Source organism: Streptomyces bullii (assembly GCF_042657145.1).
In the GTDB taxonomy this organism is placed as follows: Bacteria; Actinomycetota; Actinomycetes; order Streptomycetales; family Streptomycetaceae; genus Streptomyces; species Streptomyces bullii.
On sequence record NZ_JBHSNY010000007.1, the window covers coordinates 511146 to 534988 of the forward strand.

Below are 23843 nucleotides of genomic sequence, written 5' to 3' on the forward strand. Positions count from 1 at the left end.
AGTCACCCCGTAGCGCTGGGCCGCGCACCCACCCGGCCTCAGCGCGAACGCCGGGCGGGTGTCACCGGACAGTTGGCAGTACGTGCCCCCGGCCGTGCCGACGGCAGTCACCCCGTAGCGCTGGGCCGCGCCCCGCCCCGCCCCGTCACCAGCGCCGAGCACACGCAACCAGCCACCCGGAGGGAAACCCCTCACAACCCCCCGATGTCCCACCGAGGCATCTTCGGCGCTCTGCGCGGCGGCACCCTCCCGCTCAGCAGAATCAACCGGGCAGCCCGATGCCGCTGCCCCGCATACGGCTCCAGCAGCTCCAGCATCACCGAGTCGTCCGCATCCCGGTCCCCGGCCAGAGCCCACCCCACGATCCCCGGCAGATGCAGATCCCCGACGGTCACCGCGTCCGCCGCCCCATGACTGCGCTGCACCGTCTCCGCCGACGTCCATGGCCCGATCCCCGGCACGACCTCCAGCCGTGCCTGCGCGTCCACCGGAGCCATCCCCACCGCCTGCTCCAGCCGCGCAGCGACCCGTACGGCACGCAGGATCGTCGACGCCCGCTTGTTGTCGACCCCCGCCCGGTGCCACTCCCAGGACGGGATCAGCGCCCAGGTCCGCGGATCCGGCATCACGTACATCCGCCCCGGCGCCGGCCCCGGCGCGGGCTCCCCGTACTTCCGTACGAGCAGCCGCCACGCCCGGTACGCCTCGTCCGTGGTGACCTTCTGCTCGAGGATCGACGGAATCAACGATTCCAGCACCAGCCCGGTCCTGGTCAGCCGCAGCCCCGGCCGCCGGTGCCGGGCGAGCGCGACCACCCGGTGCCGGGGCACGAACGCGGACGGGTCGTCGGCGGCCCCGAGCAGCTCGGGCAACCGCTCCAGCAGCCACTCGGCCCCCGGCCCCCACGCCTCACCGGACACCTGCCCGGCGGACATCCGCACCCGCAGCGTCCCCGGCCCGCACGGCGTCCGGCTGGCGCGCCACACGGAGCCGTCGGGCATCGCCCGGAACGTCGGGTCGCCGGGGCCGCGCCGCAGCGGCCCGAGCACCAGCCCGAGGTCCAGCGGCCCGTCCGGCACCCAGGTGCGCATCCGCCCCGGCGCCGCCGCCTGGCGCGGTATGCCCGCGGGCACGGCGACATGCCCGCCGCGCACCGTCGTACGCGTGGGCCGGGGAGCGAAGCGTCCTGCCATGAATGACGTCCCGGGGAGAGGAGGGAGGTGTTACGAGAGTAGGCGCGGACGGGGCGCGGTCACCGCACCTCGATGAACGACCCCGCGTCCCGCTCCGGCCGCGGCCGGGGCTCCTCGGCCGGGTGGCCGACCGCCACCGCGCCCATGGGATCCCAGTGCTCCGGCAGGCCCAGGACCTCGCGCACCACGTCGCGGCAGAACATCGTCGAGGACACCCATGCCGAGCCGAGCCGTTCCCCGGCGAGCGCGACCAGGAAGTTCTGGACGCCGGCGCCCGCCGCGACCACGAACATCTCCCGCTCGGCCGCGTCGCGCCGCGTGTCCCCGTAGGTGTGCGAGCCGTCCATGACCAGGCAGGGAACCACCAGGTACGGCGCGTTGCGCAGGACGTCTCCGCGCCGTATTCGCCGGGCGATGGACTCCTCGGTCTTTCCGTCGCGGCGCAGGTCGGCGATCCAGGCGTCCCGCATGGCGTCCAGCAGACGGGCGCGCGAGTCCGCGGACTCCAGCAGGACGAAACGCCACGGCGTCGTGTGGTGCGGTGCCGGCGCCGTCACGGCGGCGGCGACCGCACGCCGGACGGCTCCGGGGTCGACGGGCTCGTCGGTGAAGGCCCGGACCGTGCGGCGCTGGGTCACCGCCAGCCGCACCGCCTCGGACGTGCCGAGCCGGAACATGTCGTCCCGCGCGCCCCGCACCACGGCCCGCGCCCCCTCCCCGTCGTCCTCGGCCAGCACGTGCGGCAGCCCGCGCACGACGGCGACGGGCCGCCCGGCGGCCTTGCCCTTCACCAGATCGCCGGCGGCGGCCAGTTCGTCCGCCGTGGCCACGACCGTGGCGCTGAGCGGATTGCCGTGCGCGTCCGTACCGCCGCGCAGGTCGTCGAGTACGCGGACACCGGCCGCGCCGATCGCCACGTCCGTGAGCCCCGCCCGCCAGGGGCGCCCGGACGTGTCGGTGACGATCACCCCGACGTCGACGCCCAGGGCGTCGCGCAGGCCGTCGCGGACGGCCCGGGCGGACGCGTCCGGGTCCTCGGGCAGCAACAGGACCGTCCCGGAGGGGGTGTTGGACGCGTCGACCCCGGCGGCGGCCATCACCAGGCCCTGCCGGTTCTCGACGATGCGCAGGGCACCGCGCCGGGCGACGACCCGTACGGTCTCCGCATCGATCGCGGCCTCCCGGTCGGCGGCGTGGACGATCCGGCCCTCCGCCTTGGAGACGATCTTCGAGGTGACGAGCAGCACGTCCCCGTCCGCGAGCCCGGGCTCGGCTGCGGCGATCAGCTTGGCCAGGTCGTCGCCGGGCTGGACCTCGGGCAGCCCGGGCACGGCCCAGACCCGGTAGCCGTCGCTGAGCGGTGCGCTCACGCCCCCCGCACCTCCTCCGCCAGCGCCAGTGCCTCCCGGGCCATCCGCGCGGCCGCGTCCAGGTCGGTCATCATCAGCGGTACGGCCCTGCAGCGGATGCCCGCCGCCTCGATCCGCGCCACCGAGTGCGCGTCGACCGGGTCCACGAGCCAGCCGTCCAGCAGACCGGAGCCGTAGTGCTCGGCCACCGCCGCGGCCGTGGACTCCACACCGACCGCCGCCAGCACCTTGTCGGCCATGCCGCGCACGGGCGCGTCCCCCACGATCGGGGAGAGGCCGACGACGGGCACCCCGGCGTCGGCGATCGCCTCTCGGATGCCGGGCACGGCGAGGATCGTGCCGACCGAGACGACCGGGTTGGACGGCGGGAAGAGGATCACGTCGGCCTCGGCGATCGCCTCCAGCACACCGGGCGCGGGCTTGGCCTGCTCCGCCCCCACCGGCACGACCGCCTCGGCGGGGACCGAGGCCCGCAGCCGCACCCAGTACTCCTGGAAGTGGACGGCCCTGCGCTCCCCGTCGATCTCGACGGCCACATGGGTCTCCACCCGGTCATCGGTCATGGGGATGAGCCGGACGCCCGGCCGCCAGCGGTCGCACAGCGCCTCCGTCACCGCGCTCAGCGGATACCCGGCGCCGATCATCTGCGTCCGCACGATGTGCGTGGCGAAGTCCCGGTCGCCGAGCCCGAACCACTCCGGCCCGACGCCGTACGCGGCGAGCTCCTCCTTGAGGTGGAAGGTCTCGTCGGCCCGCCCCCAGCCCTGCTCCTCGTTGATGCCGCCGCCGAGCGTGTACATCACCGTGTCGAGGTCCGGGCAGACCTTCAGCCCGAAGAGGTGGATGTCGTCCCCGGTGTTGCCGATGACCGTGATGTCCGCGTCCGGCACGGCCCGCTTCAGACCGCGCAGGAACCGGGCACCACCGATGCCGCCTGCCAGAACCACAATGCGCATGGGGCAAGTCTTGCAGGCGGGTACGACAGCGCGTCGGCCAGTCGAGGGATGCGCGGCCTCAGGCCGTCACGGCCCGCGGCTCGCAGTGCGGGGCGGCCGCCGTGTGCATCGGCATCTCCGTCAGGCCCGGGTAGTAGACGTGCAGGCTGACCGCGGGCTCCAGCGCGTCGTTGACCACCTCGTGCACATATCCGGGCGCGAACACCCGCTGGGCGCCCGGCGCCAACGCGCGCGTGCCGCGCTCCGTGCGCTCGGTCAGCGTGCCGTCCAGGACGGTCAGCACCCCGGAGGAGCGGCCGTGGTCGTGCAGTCCGCTGCCCTGCCCGGGCACCCAGGACAGCAGCCACACCTCGTAGCCGGGGCCGGTGCGCAGCCGGTGGTACCAGCGGGTGGTCGCGTCGTACCGGACGAGGTGCTCCCACTGGGAGCGGTCGGCGGCGATGGAGCGGGCCAGGCCGACGAACTCGGCGACGGTGGCCGGGTGCTCGCGCGGTGCCTGGAGCAGGTGCGGTACTTCGAGGAGGTCGCCGGCGATCTGCAGGTCGCTGTCGCTGTTCATGGAGTGCGGGGGTTCCTTGGCGAGGCGAGAAGTCGGTGGGGGTGTCGCGCGTCGCGTGTGCCCGGGTCGGGGCGGCGACGGGGTGCCCTGGTGGGAGCGGAGGAAGCGGCGGCCGAGTCGCGTATGACTCAGCGGCGGCCGGAGCGCGTTGGGCTCAACAGCCGGAACAGCAACAGCTACAGCGAGCGCGGGCAGCACCGTGGGACCCGGCGGAGCGGGTCGGGGTGAGTGCCGAGTTCGCGAGCATGCCCACAAGGACACCGGTTCACACCTCCACTGTCAACTTGGCGCCCGTTATGTGGGATGTGTTTCACCTCATCCGGTTCATCTGAAAGGTGAAAGGTTTGCTCACGGCCCTGTCGGGACACATGGCGTCCATCCGGGCGGCCGTGCCCCGTTGCGATCTCGTGATCCGACTGTGATCCGGTTCGCTTCGGTGCGCGTGCCGGAACGGGATCGAACGCCTGGGCGTCCTTTTCCGTACAGGCTCTGTGTGGACTGGTGACCCTCAGGGACCTCGTCGGTGTGTCGGGGTTTAGGGTGATTTGAACACTTTCCGTGCGGGCTTGGTTCCGCAGAGTGAATAAGGGGCCCAATAGCAGATCTCGGCTTGACTCGCCCGGAGCAGCACACTTGTAATTTCACTCGTGTCGTTCAGCCGGAACGGTAACGGCTACATCACGGGGACGCGGAAAGAACAGACGAGGGGCGCACATGACCGAGCTGGTGCAGCAACTGCTGGTCGACGACGCGGACGAGGAACTCGGCTGGCAGGAGCGCGCGCTGTGCGCCCAGACCGACCCCGAGTCCTTCTTCCCCGAGAAGGGCGGATCGACCCGCGAGGCCAAGAAGGTCTGCCTCGCCTGCGAAGTCCGCTCCGAGTGCCTCGAGTACGCCCTCGCCAACGACGAGCGCTTCGGCATCTGGGGCGGCCTGTCCGAGCGGGAGCGCCGCCGGCTGAAGAAGGCCGCAGTCTGACCGGTCTCACCGGTTCTTCACCGACATCCGTACGGACCCTTACGCGGACAAGGACGCTCACACGTCTGGAACGGCCCGTCGCGGATGGGTTATCCACAGGCGGCGGGTCGTCGTCCTGCCCAGCCGATAGTGTGGTCGCTCGTCCGAGACGCCCCGCTGCCCCCACCGGGCACAGGCGTCCACCGCAGTCCACCGAACCGGGGCCCGTACCTCGATGTCCGTGCACAGCCACACGGCAGCCGTCCACCAGGAGGCCGCTGCCACACCTGAGTTTCCGCGTCATGTGGTGACCGCGGTCCTCGTCTCCCACGACGGCGCCCGCTGGCTGCCCGACGCGCTGGCCGGGCTGCTCGGCCAGGAGCGCCCCGTCCAGTACGCCATGGCCGCCGACACCGGCAGTGCGGACGACTCCGCCCGGCTGGTCACCGACGCCCTCGGCGACGACCGCGTGCTGCACCTCGCCCGCCGTACCGGCTTCGGCCAGGCCGTCGAGGAGTGCAACCGCACGGCCCCGGTCCTCACCCCCGACGAGCTGCCGTACCTCAAGCGCCCCAGCGGCTGGGACCCCGTCACGCGCACGTGGCGCGACGACGCCTACGACCTGCCCGAGCTCCCGCACGGTGAGCCGGTGCAGTGGCTGTGGCTGCTGCACGACGACTGCGCTCCCGAACCCGACGCCCTCGCCCAGCTGCTGAGGGTCGTGGAGAACGAGTACGAGCTCGGCCGCGAGGACGTCGCCGTCGTCGGCCCCAAACTGCGCGGCTGGTACGACCGGCGGCAGCTGCTGGAAGTCGGCGTCACCATCGCCAACTCCGGCCGCCGCTGGACCGGCCTGGACCGTCGCGAACAGGACCAGGGACAGCACGACCACGTCCGGTCCGTGCTGTCGGTGTCCACCGCCGGCATGCTCGTCAGGCGCGACGTCTTCGAACAGCTCGGCGGCTTCGACCGGTACCTGCCCCTGATGCGCGACGACGTCGACCTGTGCTGGCGGGCACACGCCGCCGGTTACCGCGTCCTGGTCGCCCCCGAGGCGGTCGTACGGCACGCAGAGGCGGCCTCCCGCGAGCGCCGCACCGTCGACTGCGTGGGCCGCACCGCCGCCTCCCCGCACAAGGTCGACAAGGCGGGCGCCGTCTACACCCTCCTCGTCAACGCCCGTACGGCCGTGCTGCCCTGGGTGCTGCTGCGCCTCGTTCTCGGCACGCTGCTGCGGACCCTCGCCTACCTCGTCGGCAAGGTCCCCGGACAGGCCGTCGACGAGATCCGCGGCCTCATGGGCACGCTGCTGCGGCCCGAGCGGATCATCTCCGGGCGGCGCGCGAGAGGCGTCCCCCAGGTCGGCAAGGACGAGCTGCGGGCCCTGTTCCCGCCGCCCGGCGCGACCGTCCGAGTCACCGTCGAGCAGGTCGCGAGCAACCTCGTCGGCCGCTCCGACCCCGAGGTCGCCTCCGGGGCGGGACGGCACGGCGGCGGCATCGAGTCGGGCCCCGGCGGCGACGACGCGGACTTCCTGGAGATCGAGCAGTTCGTCCGGCTCAAGCGCATCGCCCGCAAGCCCGGCCCGGTGCTCTTCCTGGTGCTGCTGTTCGTCTCCCTTGTCGCCTGCCGTGAACTCCTGGGCGGCGGCGCCCTCGCGGGCGGTGCCCTGCTGCCCGCCCCCGCGGACTCGGGCGAGCTGTGGTCGCGGTACACGGACGCATGGCACGCGGTGGGCGCGGGCGGCACCTCGGCCGCGCCGCCCTACCTCGCGGTCGTGGCGCTGCTGGCCTCCCTGCTGTTCGGCTCCACCGGGCTCGCCGTCACGGTGCTGCTGGTCTGCTCGGTTCCGCTGGCGGGCTTCACCGCGTACTTCGCCTCCCGCCCGCTCGTGGAGTCCCGGCTGCTGCGCGCCTGGGCGGCCGTCGTCTACGCCTTCCTGCCCGCCGCGACCGGCGCGCTCGCCGGCGGCCGCATCGGCACCGCCGTCCTCGCCGTCCTGCTGCCGCTCCTCGCGCGCGCGGGCCTCGCGGCCAGCGGCCTCGCCAACCCCTCCGGCACGCGCGGCAGTTGGCGCGCCACCTGGGCGTACGCGCTGCTGCTGACGATCGCCACGGCGTTCACCCCGATCGTGTGGCCCATCGCCCTGCTCCTCGGTGTGGGCGTGCTGGCGCTGTGCAGGAGCGACATCACGGCCTACGGGCTGCGTTTCCTCGCCCAGACGGGAACGCCGCTGCTGGTCCTCGCACCCTGGTCGCTGTCGCTGCTCCCGTTCGGCTTCTTCAGGGAAGCGGGCCTGGAGTACGGCTCCGCCTCCGCCTCCGCCCTCGACCTGCTCGGCGCGAGCCCCGGCGGGCCCGGCACCGTCAGCGGGCTGATGCTCTTCGGCATCGTGCTGGCCGCGCTCGCCGCCCTGCTGCGCGCCGAGCGCCAGTTGGGCATCTGGACCGCCTGGACCGTCGCCCTGGTGGGCTTCGTGTTCGCGGTCCTCTCCAACGGCTCGACGTGGGCCGGACCCGCGACGCTCGTCTACGGCATCGCCCTCCTGGCGGCCGCCGTGCTCGGTGCCGACGGCGCACGCGCACGGGTGGCCGAGCAGAGCTTCGGCTGGCGCCAGCCGGTCGCCGCGCTGATCGCCTTCGCCTCGGCCGCCGGGCCGCTGCTCGTCGCCGCCGGCTGGATGATCCGCGGTGCCGACGGGCCGCTGGAGCGGCGCGACCCCACGCAGGTCCCCGCGTTCGTCGCCGAGGAGAGCAGCACGCGCGACCAGGCCCGCACTCTCGTCCTCGACAGCGACTCCCCGGCCCACGTCGGCTACATGCTCGTGCGCGGCTCCGGCGCGCGGATGGGCGACGGCGAACTCGCCGCGGCGGACGGCGAGAACCCCAAGCTCGACAAGGTCGTCGCCAACCTCGTCGCCGGCTCCGGCGCCGACCAGGCCGACCAGCTCGGCGGCTTCGCCGTGCGCTACGTCCTCGTCCACAAGGGCGCGCCCCGCGAGGTCACGCGCGTACTGGACGCCACGCCCGGCCTGAGCCGGCTCAGCCAGCAGGCGGGCGGGGCGCTGTGGCGGGTCGACCAGGAGGTGGCACGCGCGACCATCGTGTCCGGCTCCGCCACGGGCGCCGGTTCGGCTCGGCCGCAGCCGGTCGCGGCCGGCCCGGTCGACATCCACACGACGATCCCGAGCGGCCCACAAGGCCGGATCCTGCGGCTGGCCGACTCGGCCGCCGAGGGCTGGACCGCCACCCTCGACGGCAAGCCGCTCACCCCCACCACGGTCGACGGCTGGGCCCAGGGCTTCGAACTGCCCGCCTCCGGCGGGAAGCTGGACGTCACCTACGACGACCCCGTCGGCCACACCGCCTGGCTGTGGGCGCAGGGCGCCCTGGCCGTCGTCCTCGTCGTGCTCGCCCTGCCCGGGCGGCGCCGCGACGTCGACGACGACCTGCCCGACGAGCCGGTCGTTCCCGCGCAGCCCGTGGCCGGCGAGGGCCGCCGGGCACGGCGCCTGCGCGCCCAGGCCGAGGCGGAGGCCGCGGAGACGGGCGGGGGTGAGGCAGCGGAGACGGGCCGGGGCGACGAGTTCGCGCCTCCCGCGGCTCCGCCGGCGCCCTCCGAGGACCAGACACCGGTGGGCGTCCCGCAGCAGCAGTCCTACGGCCAATGGGACGCGGCCGGTTACCCGGGCGCCGGGTACGGCGGCGGATACGCCGGCGGGCAGTACCAGGACGGCCGGCAGTACCCGCAGGGCGGGTACGAGCAGCCGTACCAGGCGGACCCGTACCAGACGGACCAGCACCAGGGCGGGCAGTACCCGTACGCGTACGGCGGCTCGGCCCAGACGGCCTCCTACGACACGTCGTACGACCAGACGTACCAGCCGGGTTACGACCCGGCGTACGACCCGGCGCAACCACCGCACCACCCCCACGGCACGGGCAGTGAGCGTCCCGACGGGAGCCAGCAGTGAACCGCACGACCCTGTCCCTGATCGCCGGCGCGACCGCGCTCGCCGCCGTCACCGGATTCGCGGCGCTGTCCGCGCCGGAGGCCACCGGCCCGGGCACCGCCGCGAAGGCGGCCGCCCAACTGCCCGTGGAGCGCACGAGCCTGCTGTGTCCGGCGCCCAGCACCTCCGACCTGGCCGAGACGTCGTTCACGTCGTTCACCCCCGTCACGAAGGGCACGGGGAGCGGCGGCAAGGCCGAACTCCAGGCCGCCGCCGAGCAGTCCGGGGACACGGGCACCGGCGGCAAGAAGGACGAGCAGAAGAAGTCCGCCGAGCCCGTCCTGGAACCCAAGGAGCCCGGCAAGCCGGTGACGGGCGATACCTCCGGCGCCGAATCGCCCGCGCTCGTCGGGACCGCCGAGGGCAGGTTCGCGCCAGGCTGGACCGTGCAGGAGACCACCGAGGTCGCCGCGGGCACCGGGCGGGGGCTGCAGGGCGTCAACTGCACGGCTCCCGACACGGACTTCTGGTTCCCGGGCGCGAGCACGGCGGCCGACCGCACCGACTACGTGCACCTGACCAACCCCGATGACTCGGCCGCCGTGGTCGACATCGAGCTGTACGGCAAGGACGGCGACCTGAAGTCCACCACTGGGGAGGGCATCACGGTCCAGCCGCACTCCAGCGAGCCGATCCTGCTGTCCACGCTCACCGACGAGCCGCAGACCAACCTCACCGTGCACGTCAGTGTGCGCAGCGGTCGGGTCGGCGCGGCCGTGCAGGCCCTGGACGACAAGCTCGGCGGTGACTGGCTGGCCGCGTCCACCGACCCGGCCGGCAGCCTGGTCATACCGGGCATCCCGAAGGACGCCACCGCCGTCCGCCTGATCGCCTTCACACCGGACGACGCCGACGCCGACCTCACCCTGCGCCTCGCCTCGCCCTCCGGCATGATCACGCCTGCCGGGCACGAGACGGTGCACGTGAAGGGCGGCATGACGACCGCCGTCGACCTGGGGGACGTCACGCGGGGCGAGGCCGGGTCGCTGGTGCTGACCCCGACGGACCGGGCGGTGCCGGTCGTCGCGGCGGTGAGGGTCGTGCGCGGCGAGGGCGACAAGCAGGAGACGGCGTTCATCCCCGCGACCCGGCCCGTCGGCACGCGCGCGACGTCGGCGGACAACAGCGCGAAGGGCAGCACCCTGTCCCTGGCCGCTCCCAACGGCACCGCCACGGTCAAGGTGACCGCGTCGGCGGGCAGCGAGGGCGGCACGGCGCTGTCCAAGACGTACACGATCAAGGCCGGCACCACCCAGGACATCGAGCCGCCGCTGCCGAACGGCCTGAAGGGCACGTACGCCCTGACGGTCGAGCCGGTGTCGGGCGGCCCGGTGTACGCGGCCCGCACCCTGGAGGCGACGGAGAACGGAATCCCCGGCTTCACCGTCCAGACCCTGCCGGACGACCGGGGCACGGTGGCGGTACCGGTGGCGGACGAGGACCTGTCGGTGCTGCAGAGGTAGGACCGGTGCTGCAGAGGTGGGACCGGTCGGTGCCGTGGCGATAGGACCGGCGGGGCCGTGCACGCGGGCGCGCCCCGCCCGGCTGCGGCAGTCGTGCCGCTGGTGCGGCGCGGGTGGGCGCAGCGCGGTCCCCGCAGCACCGGGTCGCGCACTCACCAGGCCCGAGCCGCAGCCCCCAGGACCTGAAAGCACCGGCACAGTGGCCTCCGGCGCTCGGCGCCGCCGCCCGCCCCCTCAGTCCTCCCCGTACCGCGGATCCACCGTCTCCGGCGTCAACCCGAGCAGCTCCGCGACCTGCTCCACGACGACCTCGTGCACCAGCGCCGCCCGCTCGTCCCGCCCCTTGGTACGGATCTCCACCGGCCGCCGGTACACGACCACCCGCGCGGGCCGCCCGTCACGCGCCGGAACCGTCCCGCCCAGCGGCACCGCCTCATCGCTCCACACCTGGCCGGGTCCGTCCAGACGCGGCACCTCAAGGACGAGGAAGTCGATGTCGGCGAGCTGCGGCCACCGTCGCTCCAGGCGTTCCACGGAGTCCTGCACCAGGTCCGCGAACGCCTCCGCGCGGCTCGCGGCGAGCGGCACCTGCGGCGGTGCGATCGGGCCGCGCATGCCCCGACCGTGGCGATCACGGCGACGGGGCCCGGGGCCGGCGGCACGGGGCGTTACGGGCTTGTCCATCACTGGTGAAGGGTAGTCCCCGCCGCGCCCGCGTGCCCGGCCCCACACGGCAACGCGGGCCGCATCCGGCCGACCCGTACGGCATGTCGCTACATGACCATTCCAGCCAAGGTTGGGCTCGTTTCCGTATCTCTCCGAGACCGGTGAAGTCAAGGCAATTGATGGGGTTTGTGCCGAGTGGTGACCGGTTTCAGCAATGTTCGGCCGACCGGACGGCGCTGTCCCGGCAGGTCAGCGAGGCGGGCCGACAGGGGGCTGTGGGGCGTTTCACACCACGACACGGTGGAGTGACCTCGTGGAGAGTCGTCGCGGCCCGCTCAAGAGTGCGGTACCGTCCAACGTCGTGAGCCCTGTACGTCGCTGTTCGCGCACCGCTTGCGGCCGTCCCGCCGTCGCGACGCTGACGTACGTCTACGCCGACTCGACCGCGGTTCTCGGCCCGCTCGCCACCTACGCCGAACCCCACTGCTACGACCTGTGCGCCGAGCACTCCGAGCGCCTCACCGCCCCGCGCGGCTGGGAGGTCGTCAGGCTCCTGGACGGTTCCGCTCCCGCCCGGCCCAGCGGCGACGACCTGGAAGCGCTTGCCAACGCCGTGCGCGAAGCGGCCCGCCCCCAGGAGAGGGCGGCCGAGGCCGGCGGCGGAGCGCGCAGCGCGGACCCCATGGAGGTCGCGCGACGCGGGCACCTGCGAGTGCTGCGTTCGCCCGACAACTAGAAACCCACCCCGGCGGTCCGAAGGCCCAACTGGCGTCGCCTCACGCGCTGGCGCAGTCCCGCATCCGACCGGGCTGCCGCTGGACGCCGTGCCCTCCGTGGTGGGCCGCCAGACACCGCTGCTGGCCCTCGTCGTGCCCCTCGTGCAGGTCGGGCTCATGGACGGGCGGCGCGGGCTGTGCGAGACCTGGGTGCCCGCGCTGGCCTGCGGACCTCTCCGGGCAGGCCGCGAGCATCGGCCCCTTCGTGGCGGCGGCCGGAGCGGGGCTCGCCTTCCCGTCGCCGGTGCTGGGCTGGTTCGGCGTCGCCGTCTCCGGGTCGGACACCTCGGCCAACGCGCTCTTCGGCGCCCTACAGGTGAACGCGGCCGCAGAGCCGGGGCTGGCGCCGGAACTCCTGGCCGCCGCCAACAGTTCTGGTGGTGTGCTCGGCAAGATGATCTCGTCGCAGAACCTCACCATCGCCTGCGCGGCCGTCGGACTGGCGGGGCGTGAGGGGGACTGCTGCGCACGGTGCTGCCGTGGAGCCTCGGGCTCCTGCTGGTGATGTGCCTGATCGTCGTGGGGCAGACCACTCCGGTCCTGGACTGGATGCTGCCCTGACCTGAGGTTACGTCTGCGGGTCCGCTCGGGCGGACCCGCAGCGCGGTGTCAGGGGGTGCGAGTAGGTTGGGGTGACCGACAGGACTTTTTCAGGAAGGTTGGCCGTGGCTGCTGATCTGTCGCAGGTCGTGAAGGCGTACGACGTACGCGGTGTCGTCCCCGACCAGTGGGACGAGTCCCTGGCCGAGCTGTTCGGCGCCGCCTTCGTCCAGGTGACCGGCGCGAGCGCCATCGCCGTCGGGCACGACATGCGGCCCTCGTCGCCCGGCCTGTCGCGGGCCTTCGCGCGCGGGGCGGCGGCCCGGGGCGCCGACGTGACCGAGATCGGCCTGTGCTCGACCGACCAGCTCTACTACGCCTCGGGCGCGCTGAACCTGCCGGGCGCGATGTTCACGGCCTCGCACAACCCGGCCCAGTACAACGGCATCAAGATGTGCCGCATGGGCGCCGCCCCGGTCGGCCAGGACACGGGCCTCGCCGAGATCCGCGAACTCGTCGAGCGGTGGAGCGAGTCGGGAGCCCCCGAGCCGGCCGCCCGCCGGGGCACCGTCACGCGGCGCGACACTTTGGACGACTACGCGGCCCACCTTCGCTCCCTCGTCGACGTGACCTCCATCCGCCCCCTGAAGGTCGTCGTCGACGCGGGCAACGGCATGGGCGGCCACACGGTCCCGACGGTCTTCTCCGGCCTGCCCCTCGACCTCGTTCCCCTGTACTTCGAGCTGGACGGCACCTTCCCCAACCACGAGGCCAACCCGCTCGACCCGGCCAACCTCGTCGACCTGCAGAAGCGGGTCCGCGAGGAGCGCGCCGACCTCGGCATCGCCTTCGACGGCGACGCCGACCGCTGCTTCGTCGTCGACGAGCACGGCGAGCCGGTCTCCCCGTCGGCGATCACCGCCCTGGTCGCCTCCCGCGAACTCGCCAGGCACGGCGGCAGGGGCACCGTCATCCACAACCTGATCACGTCCTGGTCGGTCCCGGAGGTCGTGAAGGAGAACGGCGGCACACCCGTACGCACCCGCGTGGGCCACTCCTTCATCAAGGCCGAGATGGCCCGCACCGGCGCGATCTTCGGCGGCGAGCACTCCGCCCACTACTACTTCCGCGACTTCTGGAACGCCGACACGGGCATGCTGGCCGCGCTGCACGTCCTGGCGGCCCTCGGCGGCCAGGACGGCCCGCTGTCCGCCCTGGTCGCCCAGTACGACCGCTACGCCGGCTCCGGCGAGATCAACTCCACGGTCGACGACCAGGCTGCCCGCCTCGCCGCGATCCGCTCCGCCTACGAGGGCCGCGAAGGCATCGAACTGGACGAACTCGACGGCCTCACTGTCTCCGGCGCCGACTGGTGGTTCAACGTCCGCCCCTCCAACACGGAACCGCTGCTGCGCCTGAACGCGGAAGCCCGGGACCAGGCGACGATGGCGAAGATCAGGGACGAGGCCCTGGCGATCATCAGAGGCTGACCCCCGCGGGTTGCCCCGTGCCCGGCGCGGCGGCACCCCACCCGACCCGCCCGGCCCCGCTCCTCCCAGCGCCACCGGCGGTAACCTGACCAGGCACATCCGCACACGCCACAACGCACCCGCTCCGCCCCGAAGGGAACGCACCATGCCGCTCGAAGCCGGCCTCCTGGAGATCCTCGCCTGCCCGGCCTGCCACGCCCCTCTCAAGGAGCAGGACGCCGAGCTGATCTGCACCGGCCAGGACTGCGGCCTGGCGTACCCCGTGCGCGACGGCATCCCCGTCCTCCTCGTCGACGAGGCCCGCCGCCCCGCGTAGGGCCCCGGGCCCGCACCCGGTGCCCCGCGCGAGCGCACGCACCCGGTGCAAACCCACCCGGTCGGGCACACCCGTGCCTGACCGTCCGGCGTACCTGAACACCCGGCGTCACGGACACCGTCGTAGGTCACGGACACCGTCGTAACGGATCCCGGCGATCGGAGGCTCCCGCCCATGCTCGACGAAGCGCTGCTCGACTCCCCGGAGGGCCTCGCCGAGGCCGACCAGCGCGGCCTGCTGCGCGGTGCCGCCGAAGCCGGCGCCCGGGTCCGCACCGCCGCCCGGCACTGCGCCGAGGCCGGCATCAACGGCCTCAAACCCGACGGCCGCCCCCGCGCCGTCCTCATCGCGGGCCCCGGCGCCGCCGCCACCCACACCGCCGACCTGCTCGGCACGCTCGCCGGCCCCGGCAGCCCCGTCACCCGCCTCGCCCCCACGGGCGTCGCCCCCGCGGCCGGCGCCCTGCGCTGGGAGCTGCCTGGCTGGGCCGGCTCCGTCGACCTGCTCCTGATCGCCACCCCCGACGGCACCGAACCGGGCCTGTCGCTCCTCGCCGAGCAGGCCTACCGCCGCGGCTGCACCGTCGTCGCGGTGGCCCCCGCCGGCTCACCGCTCGCCGAAGCCGTGCACGGCTCGCACGGTCTGTTCGTCCCGATGGCGACCGCCCCGTACGAGCAGGACGAACCGCTCGCCGCGTCCGCGCCCGGTGTGCTGTGGGCGCTGCTGACCCCATTCCTCGCCCTGCTGGACCGCACGGGCGTGCTCAGCGCCCCGCCCGACGCCCTGGAGAAGGTCGCCGACCGCCTCGACCACATCGCCGAACGCTGCGGGCCCGCCATCGCGACGTACAGCAACCCCGCCAAGACCCTGGCGGCCGAACTCGCCGACACCCTCCCGATCGTGTGGACCGAGGGCACCTCGGCCGGGCCGGCCGGCCGCCGCTTCGCCGCCGCGCTCGCCGAGCTGTCCGGCAGTCCGGCGGTCGTCGCCGAACTGCCGGAGGCGCTCGCCGCGCACAGCGCCCTGCTCGCGGGCCCGCTCGCCGCCGGCGCGGACCCCGACGACTTCTTCCGCGACCGCGTCGAGGAACCGCCGGCCCTGCACGCGCGCGTGGTCCTGCTCCGCGACCGCCCGATCGGCAACCTCACCGCCGCCCCGGCCGCCCGCGACCTGGCCCTCAGCCACGACACGCCGATCAGCGAACTGGAGCCCGAGGCCGGCGACGAACTGGAGACCCTCGCTGAACTGATCGCCGTCACGGATTTCGCCGCCGTTTACCTGGCGCTCGCCTCGAGGGCCTGACCTTGCCCAGGACGCCCTGACCGCCGTACCCCGTACACGTCTCGTACTCGTACGCCGTTCGGGCCCGGCCACCGCACACGGAACCCGCAGAGAGAATCCAGAGCCCCATGGACCGCCTCGACAACACCATCCGCCCCTACGCCTGGGGTTCCCCCACCGCCATCCCCCGGCTGCTCGGCGTCGAACCGACCGGCGAGCCGCAGGCGGAGATGTGGATGGGCGCCCACCCGGGCGCACCCTCGCGCACCGACCGGGGCACGCTCGTCGATGTCATCGACGCGGACCCCGAAAAGGAGCTCGGACCGGCCTGTGTCGCGAGGTTCGGCCCCCACCTGCCGTTCCTGCTGAAGATCCTCGCCGCCGGCGCCCCGCTCTCCCTGCAGGTGCACCCCGACCTGGAGCAGGCCAGGCAGGGATACCAGGACGAGGAGCGGCGCGGCATCCCCGTGGACGCCCCGCACCGCAACTACAAGGACGCCAACCACAAGCCCGAACTGATCTGCGCGCTCACCGAGTTCGACGGCCTGTGCGGCTTCCGCGACCCGCTGAAGGCCGCCGGCCTGCTCGACGGCCTCGGCGTCGACTCCCTCAAGCCGTACGTCGACCTGCTGCACGCCCACCCCGCGGACGCGGCGCTGCGCGAGGTCCTCACCGCGATCCTCACCGCCGACCCCGAGGAGATGGCCCACACGGTGGCCGAGGCCGCGGCCGCCTGCGACCGCCTCGGCGGCGCCTACACCCCGTACGCCGACATCGCCCACCACTACCCGGGCGACCCCGGCGTCATCGCCGCGATGCTGCTCAACCACGTCCGGCTCCAGCCCGGGGAGGCCCTGTTCCTCGGCGCGGGCGTCCCGCACGCCTACCTGAGCGGCCTCGGCGTCGAGATCATGGCCAACTCCGACAACGTGCTGCGCTGCGGCCTGACCCCCAAGCACGTCGACGTGCCCGAGCTCCTGCGCATCGTCCGCTTCGAACCGAGCGACCCGGGCGTGCTGCGCCCCGAGGCGTCCCCCGACGGCGAGGAGGTCTACGAGACGCCGATCGACGAGTTCCGCCTGTCCCGGTACGTCCTCCCGGCCGGCGCCGCCGCCCACGACCTCACTGCGGCGACCCCGCAGATCCTGCTCTGCACCGCCGGCACCGTACGGGCGGGGGAGCACGAGCTGAACCCCGGTCGGTCCGTCTTCGTCCCCGCGGGCGAAAAGGCCGAAGTGTCCGGCACGGGCACTCTCTTCCGGGCCACGGTGGTCGCATGAACGTCCCCATGACGGCTACCTGACACACCGCTGCCCGGCCGGGCTGCAACAATGGCCCACCGTCAAGCACGGGCAAAGTCCGGGACGGCGTACGACGGCGTGCGCCACGGCCCAGGAACACGCGTACGAAGGGACAACGCGAACACATGAGCGCGTCAGGCGGCACCAAGGCGATCGTGGCGGCACTCGTCGCCAACCTCGCGATCGCGGTAGCGAAGTTCGTGGCGTTCCTCTTCAGCGGATCGTCGTCGATGCTTGCCGAGTCCGTCCACTCGGTCGCCGACTCGGGCAACCAGGCCCTGCTGCTGGTCGGCGGCAAGAGGGCCAAGCGCGAGGCCACCCCGCAGCACCCCTTCGGCTACGGGCGCGAGCGGTACATCTACGCCTTCCTCGTCTCCATCGTGCTCTTCTCGGTCGGCGGCATGTTCGCCCTCTACGAGGGCTACGAGAAGATCAAGCACCCGCACGAGCTGAAGCACTGGTACTGGCCGGTCGGCGTTCTCGTCTTCGCGATCATCGCCGAGACCTTCTCCTTCCGCACCGCGATCAAGGAGTCCAACGTCCTGCGCGGCGAGCGTTCGTGGAAGGAGTTCGTCCGCCACGCCAAGGCCCCCGAGCTGCCGGTCGTCCTCCTGGAGGACCTCGGCGCCCTCGTCGGCCTGATCCTGGCGCTGGGCGGCGTCAGCCTCGCCCTGCTCACCGGTGACAGCGTCTGGGACGGCATCGGCACCCTCTGCATCGGTGTGCTGCTCATCCTGATCGCCCTGGTCCTCGCCGTCGAGACGAAGTCGCTGCTGCTCGGCGAGGCCGCGGGCGCCGAGGAGGTCCAGAAGATCGAGGCCGCGATCGTCGACGGCGACACGGTCACCCGCATCATCCACATGCGCACGCTCCACCTCGGCCCCGAGGAACTGCTGGTCGCCGCCAAGATCGCCGTCCAGCACGACGACACGGCCACCGAGATCGCCTCCGCCATCGACGCCGCCGAGGCCCGGATCCGCGAGGCCGTCCCGATCGCCCGCGTCATCTACCTCGAGCCGGACGTCTACAGCGAGGCCGAGGTCGCCAAGGGCCCCGACCGCGAAGCGTCGCCCGGCGGCCCCACCCCGCACGCCGAGGGGCACTGACCCCTGCGAACGACCGCGGGGCCCGCCGATCCGTCGGCGGGCCCCGTTGCTATCCGCGCTCCCTCAGACCAGCCCCGGCCATGGCGCCGACGGAGCAGCCGCCCGGCGGCGCCGCACGACGACGGCGGCGATCCCGAGACCCACCCCGGCCAGCGCGCCGACCAGCCCGAGCAGCGCACCCGACGCGAGCAGCGCCGGCCCGGTCCAGTCGTCCGTCATCCTGCCCTGCACGGCACCGACGGGCACCGCCCCACCGTGGTCCTCCGCGAAGAACCGCGAGTCCCTCGAGTTCGCCCGGTGATCACCCAGCAGGAACAGCCGCCCCTCGGGCACCCGCACGTCGTAGGGCCGGCCCATACCGTCGGCCACGCCGTCAGCCAGGTACGGCTCCGGCAACGGCTTCCCGTTGACGCTGATCCGCTCGTCCGGCGTGCCGATGGCCGTGCAGCACACCACGCGATCACCTCCCACCCCGACGACCCGCTGCATCACCGACCCGTCGAAGCCGTACCGATCCGGCGCGCTGAACAGCACCACATCACCCCGCCCGACACCGGACCCGCCGACCCGCTCGAAGATGACCCGCTCCCCGGCCCTGTAAGTCGGGGTCATGCTGTCGCTCGTCACCGTCCTCGCCGTGTAACCGGTCACCAGACCCGCGACACACCCGACCGCCGCCACGAGACCTACCAGCCCGGACACCCAGGCCGCCACCACGAGTTTCCGCACCGCCCCATCCCTCTCCCCGCCCGCGGGACATCCGCGGACGCAGAGCGTAGCGACTGATCGTGCCCCTCCGTGCCACCCCGGACGGACCCCGCTCACGTTCGTGATCGGCCTGATGTGTTCGGAGGCGGACTGGGGATGGCGGGGGCGTCCGGTGTAGCTTGGGACGGAGCCAGACGTCGCTGCTGATGGCGGTCGGGCGGCCCGACACGGGCCGACCGAGGGAGAGAGGGCCTCCGACGGACTGCGCTGCGCGTACGCGGGCATGCCTGTGTCCTCTTTCGGGCACCCCTGTGTCCGCCGCCGCGCAGATCAGCCGTACACACCTCGACCCAACCCCGAGGAGCAGCTCGCAATGACGACTGTCGAGAACCGACAGGACTTCAAGGTCGCCGACCTCTCTCTGGCCGAGTTCGGCCGCAAGGAGATCACCCTCGCCGAGCACGAGATGCCGGGCCTGATGGCGATCCGCAAGGAGTACGCCGAGGCGCAGCCCCTCGCTGGCGCCCGTGTCACCGGCTCCCTGCACATGACGGTGCAGACCGCCGTCCTCATCGAGACGCTGGTCGCCCTGGGCGCCCGGGTCCGCTGGGCCTCCTGCAACATCTTCTCCACCCAGGACCACGCCGCGGCCGCCATCGCGGTCGGTCCGAACGGCACGCCGGACAACCCGCAGGGCGTCCCGGTCTTCGCCTGGAAGGGCGAGACCCTGGAGGAGTACTGGTGGTGCACCGAGCAGGCCCTGACCTGGCCGGACAGCCCCACCGGCGGCCCGAACATGATCCTCGACGACGGCGGTGACGCCACCCTGCTCGTCCACAAGGGCGTCGAGTACGAGAAGGACGGCAAGGTCCCCTCGCCGGACACGGCCGAGTCCGACGAGCACCGTGTCATCCTCGAACTGCTGACCCGCACGCTGGCCGAGAACCCGCAGAAGTGGACTCAGCTGTCCTCCGAGATCCGCGGTGTCACCGAGGAGACCACGACCGGTGTCCACCGCCTGTACGAGATGCAGCGCGACGGCACCCTCCTGTTCCCGGCGATCAACGTCAACGACGCCGTCACCAAGTCGAAGTTCGACAACAAGTACGGCTGCCGCCACTCCCTGATCGACGGCATCAACCGTGCCACCGACACCCTGATCGGCGGCAAGACCGCGGTCGTGTGCGGCTACGGCGACGTGGGCAAGGGCTGTGCGGAGTCCCTGCGCGGACAGGGCGCCCGCGTGATCATCACGGAGATCGACCCGATCTGCGCCCTGCAGGCCGCGATGGACGGCTACCAGGTCACGACCCTCGACGAGGTCGTCGACAAGGCCGACATCTTCATCACCACGACCGGCAACAAGGACATCATCATGGCCTCGGACATGGCCAAGATGAAGCACCAGGCCATCGTCGGCAACATCGGCCACTTCGACAACGAGATCGACATGGCCGGCCTCGCCAAGGTCCCCGGCATCGTCAAGGACGAGATCAAGCCCCAGGTCCACACCTGGACCTTCCCCGACGGCAAGAAGATCATCGTCCTGTCCGAGGGCCGCCTGCTGAACCTGGGCAACGCCACCGGCCACCCGTCGTTCGTGATGTCCAACTCCTTCGCGGACCAGACCCTGGCCCAGATCGAGCTGTTCACCAAGCCCGACGCATACCCGACCGGCGTCTACGTGCTGCCCAAGCACCTCGACGAGAAGGTCGCCCGCCTCCACCTCGACGCGCTCGGCGTGAAGCTGACCACGCTCCGCCCCGAGCAGGCCGAGTACATCGGCGTGAAGGTCGAAGGCCCGTACAAGCCGGACCACTACCGCTACTGAGCCGCGCCCCGTGGGGAGCGCGCCCGTGCACGGACGCGCTCCTCACCCGCAGGTCCTCCGAGGCAGGCCCCCGCACCCCCGTGCCGGGGGCCTGCCCCGTTCGCCCGACCAGCGGCCGGACCAGCCCGTCAAGACCCAGGACCTCCATGCCCCGCGGCCGTTATTCGCTCCACGATCCGCACGATCACACCCCCCTCGCGGAAGAACACTTCCACTGCGCCGTCGGCCCCTCCGGCTGGCGCTACGTCTCCCAGCTGACCACCCCCGCGGGCGATCACCGTGGCTCCGTCGACCTCACGCTCGACGAACTCGGCCGTCCCATCCGCCTGGAACTCCACGCGGCCGAATGGCAGGTGCGCGGCGCGGCCCTCGACGGCGTCACCTGGGTCCGCACCGATCCCACCGGCACCCATGCCACGGAAGGCAATGTGCGCGCCCACGCCTTCACCGGCACGTCCCCCGCCTTCCTCGTCGCCACTGCCCGTCTCCTGCGCCTCACCCCCTCCGGCCCGGCCACCCGCGTACGCCTCGTCGCCCTCACGGAACCGGTCCTCGCCCCCCGCACCGTGGACCAGTCCTGGGCCTTGGTGAACAGGGAAACACACGCCACTGACAACGGCCCTCTGACCGTGGACGAATACCAGGTCACAGCCCTGGACACCGGCGAGCAGCACACGGTCCACATCACCGGCGACGTGGTTCTTGCGGCCCCCGGCATCGAGCTGGAGGACCTGGAGTCGCCGCCGTCGGTGTTCCCCTGAGTCGCACCTGAGTCCCACGGGGCCCTGAGCCCCCGCAGGTGCCTGAGCCTGCGGCGTACCTACGCCGGCGGCACGAACCCGGTGGCGGGACGGTCGGCGGCCTCCAGGCCCCGCCCGCCTCGCACGACTGTCGGCGGCGTGCCCTCGCCGGCCGCGTCCCCGCCCTGCCCACCGAGCGAAGCCACTCCCGAGCCGTACGGAGCAGGCTGTGGGGCCGCGTCTCCACCGGCCCGAGGCTGCTCGTGTCCGGTAGCCGTCGAAACAGGGCACACGACCGGAGGCTCGAAGTTTCCCGGAGCCGCGGGCGAGAAGGCCCGCCGGGCCTCCCGTGCCTGCCGCTCGTGCACCACCGCGGCCAGATAGGCCGGGGGCGGAACGTCCTGCGGCACCGGAGCGCCCGTACGATCCGCGAGATCAGCGGCCAGCCGCTCCGCCATGGCCCGGCCCACCTGGGGGTCCAGTTGCTGCATCCGCGTCAGGTACTGCCGTATGGCCAGCCAGAGACCATCGGGGACCGCCGACAGGTCGAGCCCGGAGAACCGCCCGGCCAGCCAGGGCGGAGGCGGCGGCACGAACCCCGTCCGCGCGAGCGGCACCCTCTCCCTTACGACGAGCGTGCCCGCGAACACGTCCCCGAGCCGCCGCCCGCGTACCGACACGAGCGAGGCGATACAGGCGACGACCCCGAACGTCATCAGGATCTCGATCACCCCGATCAGACCCCGCACCAGCGCATGCCGGAAGCGGATCGGCCCCCCGTCGTCCCGCACCACCCGCAGTCCGCACGCCGCCTTCCCGAGCGACCGCCCATGAGTGAGCGTCTCGACGGCGATCGGCCCGCCCACCAGCACAAGGACGAACGTCGCGATCGACACCGCGGTCTGCGCCGCCTCGTCCAGCGAGGCCGTGGAAGCCACCAGGGCGATCACCACCGCCACATACACCGCCACGGCCACCACCAGATCGAGCAACACCGCAAGCGCCCTGCTGGGCAGCCTCGCGGGACGCAGCTCCAACGCCACCGCCTCGCCCGTCACCAGCTCACTCACGCCCGCCGTCCTTCCCTGGCCTGCCCCCGACACCGCCAGTCTGCCAAGCTGAGGGCACATCGCACCGCAGTACGACAAGCAGATCAAGCTGAGCCCCGACGAGCCGCCGCCCGTACAGCCGAGGAGCAGGCACACAGATGGACCTGGACGTCTTCGTCTCCGCCCACCGCGCGGAGTGGGACCGCCTCGACGCGCTGCTCCGGCGCCAGCGCCGCCTCACCGGCGCCGAGGCCGACGAACTCGTCGTCCTCTACCAACGCGCCGCCACTCACCTCTCCCTGATCCAGTCCAGCGCCCCCGACCCTCAGCTGACCGGCCGACTCAGTCAACTGGTCGCACGCGCGCGTAGTGCCGTGACAGGCACCCGCCGTGCCTCCTGGCGCGATGTCACCCGGTTCCTCGCCCACGGATTCCCGGCAGCCGTCTACAGGTCGCGCCACTGGTGGGTGCCCACGGCGCTCCTGTCCACCGCCGTCGCGGCCCTGCTCGGCTGGTGGATCGGCACCCACCCCGACGTGCAGGCCACCATCGCCGCCCCCAGCGAGCTGCGGGAGCTCACCCGTCCCGGCGGCCAGTACGAGACGTACTACTCGAGCCACCCCGCGGCGTCCTTCGCCGCCCAGGTCTGGACGAACAACGCCTGGGCCGCGGCCCTGTGCCTGATCCTGGGCGTGTTCCTGGGCCTGCCCGTCATCTGGATCCTCTTCCAGAACATGCTCAACCTCGGCATCGGCGCCGGGCTGATGTCCTCCGCCGGCCGGCTCGACACCTTCCTCGGTCTCGTCCTTCCGCACGGTCTCCTCGAACTGACGGCGGTCTTCGTGGCAGCAGGCACCGGCCTGCGCCTCGGCTGGACCCTCATCGATCCCGGCCCACGCACCCGGCGCACCGCCCTCGCGGAGGAGGGCCGAGCCGCCATCGGCATGGCGATAGGCCTGGCCCTGGTGCTCTTCGTCTCCGGCGCCATCGAGGGCTTCGTGACCCCGTCCGACCTCCCCACCTGGGCTCGGATCGGCATCGGAGTCGCCGCCGAGCTGGCCTTCCTGGCCTACGTGTACATCCTCGGGGGCCGTGCGGCACGGGCGGGCGAAACCGGCGACCTCGAAGCCGACGAGCGCAGCGCCACCGTGCCCACAGCCGCCTGATGTGCGGACACGTCAGCTGAGCTGCTAGTCTCCTCTTCGCCCCGCAGGAGCCGTTGACACGGACCGTGTGGGGAGGTAGATTCGAACAGTTGCCTGGAGATGAGGTATCGCCCGCTCCGGTAGCAGGGAACATCTATCTGCTTCTTGAAACGCTGATTTCGCAGAAGCCTCCTCCCGATCACATCGGAAATGGATGGCCGGTCAGTCCGGCCTGAAACCTCTGATAAACTCGGAAGCGCCGGAAAGGGAAACGCGGAAGCGGAACCTGGAAAGGCAGCCGAAAGGCAAATCCCGCCGACCGGGAATCGGGTCCGAAAGGATCTGATAGAGTCGGAAACACCGAAGGGAAGCGCCCGGAGGAAA

At 72.6% G+C, this 23843-nt stretch carries 19 protein-coding genes and 1 pseudogene; 13 read left to right on the forward strand and 7 right to left on the reverse strand.

The window, feature by feature from the left end:
* Positions 1-191: 191 nt before the first annotated feature.
* The 4 genes from ACFPZJ_RS22770 to ACFPZJ_RS22785 are packed head-to-tail and all read right to left on the reverse strand — an operon-like array spanning position 192 to position 4078.
* Positions 192-1193, reverse strand: coding sequence for a DNA-3-methyladenine glycosylase family protein (locus ACFPZJ_RS22770; protein ID WP_381024587.1), 1002 nt, complete (start codon positions 1191-1193; stop codon positions 192-194).
* Positions 1194-1252: 59 nt separating this feature from the next.
* Complete coding sequence (locus ACFPZJ_RS22775) at positions 1253-2563, reverse strand: coenzyme F420-0:L-glutamate ligase (protein WP_381024590.1); 1311 nt, start codon at positions 2561-2563, stop codon at positions 1253-1255.
* Entirely contained in the window at positions 2560-3519 is a 960-nt protein-coding gene (gene cofD, locus ACFPZJ_RS22780; protein ID WP_381024592.1) for a 2-phospho-L-lactate transferase, read from the reverse strand. Before cofD ends, ACFPZJ_RS22775 begins: the two co-directional genes overlap by 4 nt.
* A 58-nt stretch (positions 3520-3577) precedes the next feature.
* Positions 3578-4078, reverse strand: a complete 501-nt coding sequence (locus tag ACFPZJ_RS22785) for a cysteine dioxygenase (RefSeq protein ID WP_381024595.1) — start codon at positions 4076-4078, stop codon at positions 3578-3580.
* Between the two features lie 714 nt (positions 4079-4792).
* Between ACFPZJ_RS22785 and ACFPZJ_RS22790 the strand changes: the two genes are divergently transcribed.
* The 3 genes from ACFPZJ_RS22790 (at position 4793) to ACFPZJ_RS22800 (ending at position 10510) form a co-directional block, all read left to right on the forward strand.
* Entirely contained in the window at positions 4793-5056 is a 264-nt protein-coding gene (locus ACFPZJ_RS22790) for a WhiB family transcriptional regulator (RefSeq protein ID WP_003975777.1), read from the forward strand.
* Between the two features lie 214 nt (positions 5057-5270).
* Positions 5271-9008 (forward strand): glycosyltransferase family 2 protein, encoded by a 3738-nt coding sequence (locus ACFPZJ_RS22795; RefSeq protein WP_381024598.1) that lies wholly within the window; start codon positions 5271-5273, stop codon positions 9006-9008.
* Entirely contained in the window at positions 9005-10510 is a 1506-nt protein-coding gene (locus ACFPZJ_RS22800) for a DUF5719 family protein (protein ID WP_381024600.1), read from the forward strand. The genes ACFPZJ_RS22795 and ACFPZJ_RS22800 overlap by 4 nt, the downstream gene beginning before the upstream one ends.
* A 234-nt stretch (positions 10511-10744) precedes the next feature.
* On the opposite strand, the gene ACFPZJ_RS22805 is transcribed toward ACFPZJ_RS22800, so the two are convergent.
* Positions 10745-11194, reverse strand: coding sequence for a metallopeptidase family protein (locus ACFPZJ_RS22805; protein ID WP_381024602.1), 450 nt, complete (start codon positions 11192-11194; stop codon positions 10745-10747).
* A 295-nt stretch (positions 11195-11489) separates the two neighbouring features.
* On the opposite strand from ACFPZJ_RS22805, the gene ACFPZJ_RS22810 reads away from it, so the two are divergent.
* From ACFPZJ_RS22810 to ACFPZJ_RS22840, 7 genes and pseudogenes are all read left to right on the forward strand, one after another.
* A complete protein-coding gene (locus ACFPZJ_RS22810) occupies positions 11490-11912 on the forward strand; it encodes a DUF3499 domain-containing protein (RefSeq protein WP_200705038.1) in 423 nt (140 codons plus the stop codon).
* A 209-nt stretch (positions 11913-12121) separates the two neighbouring features.
* Positions 12122-12513: pseudogene (locus ACFPZJ_RS22815) on the forward strand (L-lactate permease); the annotation flags it as partial.
* A 104-nt stretch (positions 12514-12617) separates the two neighbouring features.
* Entirely contained in the window at positions 12618-13982 is a 1365-nt protein-coding gene (locus ACFPZJ_RS22820; protein ID WP_381024604.1) for a phosphomannomutase/phosphoglucomutase, read from the forward strand.
* A 145-nt stretch (positions 13983-14127) separates the two neighbouring features.
* Complete coding sequence (locus ACFPZJ_RS22825) at positions 14128-14298, forward strand: Trm112 family protein (protein ID WP_020940431.1); 171 nt, start codon at positions 14128-14130, stop codon at positions 14296-14298.
* A gap of 174 nt (positions 14299-14472) precedes the next feature.
* A complete protein-coding gene (locus tag ACFPZJ_RS22830) occupies positions 14473-15600 on the forward strand; it encodes an SIS domain-containing protein (protein WP_381024605.1) in 1128 nt (375 codons plus the stop codon).
* A gap of 107 nt (positions 15601-15707) precedes the next feature.
* Entirely contained in the window at positions 15708-16859 is a 1152-nt protein-coding gene (gene manA / locus ACFPZJ_RS22835) for a mannose-6-phosphate isomerase, class I (protein WP_381024608.1), read from the forward strand.
* A gap of 146 nt (positions 16860-17005) precedes the next feature.
* Positions 17006-17986, forward strand: a complete 981-nt coding sequence (locus ACFPZJ_RS22840) for a cation diffusion facilitator family transporter (protein WP_381024610.1) — start codon at positions 17006-17008, stop codon at positions 17984-17986.
* Positions 17987-18049: 63 nt separating this feature from the next.
* On the opposite strand, the gene lepB is transcribed toward ACFPZJ_RS22840, so the two are convergent.
* The gene (gene lepB, locus ACFPZJ_RS22845) at positions 18050-18715 is read right to left on the reverse strand and encodes a signal peptidase I (RefSeq protein ID WP_381024612.1); all 666 of its coding nucleotides are present in this window, start codon (positions 18713-18715) and stop codon (positions 18050-18052) included.
* Positions 18716-19067: 352 nt separating this feature from the next.
* On the opposite strand from lepB, the gene ahcY reads away from it, so the two are divergent.
* Both ahcY and ACFPZJ_RS22855 read left to right on the forward strand, forming a co-directional pair.
* Positions 19068-20525: an adenosylhomocysteinase gene (gene ahcY / locus ACFPZJ_RS22850; protein ID WP_381024615.1), complete on the forward strand. Its 1458-nt coding sequence runs from the start codon at positions 19068-19070 to the stop codon at positions 20523-20525.
* Between the two features lie 146 nt (positions 20526-20671).
* Positions 20672-21286 (forward strand): hypothetical protein, encoded by a 615-nt coding sequence (locus tag ACFPZJ_RS22855; RefSeq protein ID WP_381024617.1) that lies wholly within the window; start codon positions 20672-20674, stop codon positions 21284-21286.
* 59 nt (positions 21287-21345) lie between these two features.
* On the opposite strand, the gene ACFPZJ_RS22860 is transcribed toward ACFPZJ_RS22855, so the two are convergent.
* Entirely contained in the window at positions 21346-22335 is a 990-nt protein-coding gene (locus ACFPZJ_RS22860) for an RDD family protein (protein ID WP_381024620.1), read from the reverse strand.
* Between the two features lie 137 nt (positions 22336-22472).
* Between ACFPZJ_RS22860 and ACFPZJ_RS22865 the strand changes: the two genes are divergently transcribed.
* Positions 22473-23480: a stage II sporulation protein M gene (locus ACFPZJ_RS22865; RefSeq protein ID WP_381024622.1), complete on the forward strand. Its 1008-nt coding sequence runs from the start codon at positions 22473-22475 to the stop codon at positions 23478-23480.
* Positions 23481-23843: the final 363 nt, after the last annotated feature.

Excerpts from the sequence above, each read along its gene's own strand:
- ACFPZJ_RS22770 (WP_381024587.1), bottom strand. The coding sequence starts at position 1,193 with ATGGCAGGACGCTTCGCTCCCCGGCCCACGCGTACGACGGTGCGCGGC.
- cofD (WP_381024592.1), bottom strand. The coding sequence starts at position 3,519 with ATGCGCATTGTGGTTCTGGCAGGCGGCATCGGTGGTGCCCGGTTCCTG.
- ACFPZJ_RS22785 (WP_381024595.1), bottom strand. The coding sequence starts at position 4,078 with ATGAACAGCGACAGCGACCTGCAGATCGCCGGCGACCTCCTCGAAGTA.
- ACFPZJ_RS22790 (WP_003975777.1), top strand. The coding sequence starts at position 4,793 with ATGACCGAGCTGGTGCAGCAACTGCTGGTCGACGACGCGGACGAGGAA.
- ACFPZJ_RS22795 (WP_381024598.1), top strand. The coding sequence starts at position 5,271 with ATGTCCGTGCACAGCCACACGGCAGCCGTCCACCAGGAGGCCGCTGCC.
- ACFPZJ_RS22805 (WP_381024602.1), bottom strand. The coding sequence starts at position 11,194 with ATGGACAAGCCCGTAACGCCCCGTGCCGCCGGCCCCGGGCCCCGTCGC.
- ACFPZJ_RS22825 (WP_020940431.1), top strand. The coding sequence starts at position 14,128 with ATGCCGCTCGAAGCCGGCCTCCTGGAGATCCTCGCCTGCCCGGCCTGC.
- ACFPZJ_RS22830 (WP_381024605.1), top strand. The coding sequence starts at position 14,473 with ATGCTCGACGAAGCGCTGCTCGACTCCCCGGAGGGCCTCGCCGAGGCC.
- manA (WP_381024608.1), top strand. The coding sequence starts at position 15,708 with ATGGACCGCCTCGACAACACCATCCGCCCCTACGCCTGGGGTTCCCCC.
- ACFPZJ_RS22840 (WP_381024610.1), top strand. The coding sequence starts at position 17,006 with ATGAGCGCGTCAGGCGGCACCAAGGCGATCGTGGCGGCACTCGTCGCC.
- ahcY (WP_381024615.1), top strand. The coding sequence starts at position 19,068 with ATGACGACTGTCGAGAACCGACAGGACTTCAAGGTCGCCGACCTCTCT.
- ACFPZJ_RS22855 (WP_381024617.1), top strand. The coding sequence starts at position 20,672 with ATGCCCCGCGGCCGTTATTCGCTCCACGATCCGCACGATCACACCCCC.
- ACFPZJ_RS22865 (WP_381024622.1), top strand. The coding sequence starts at position 22,473 with ATGGACCTGGACGTCTTCGTCTCCGCCCACCGCGCGGAGTGGGACCGC.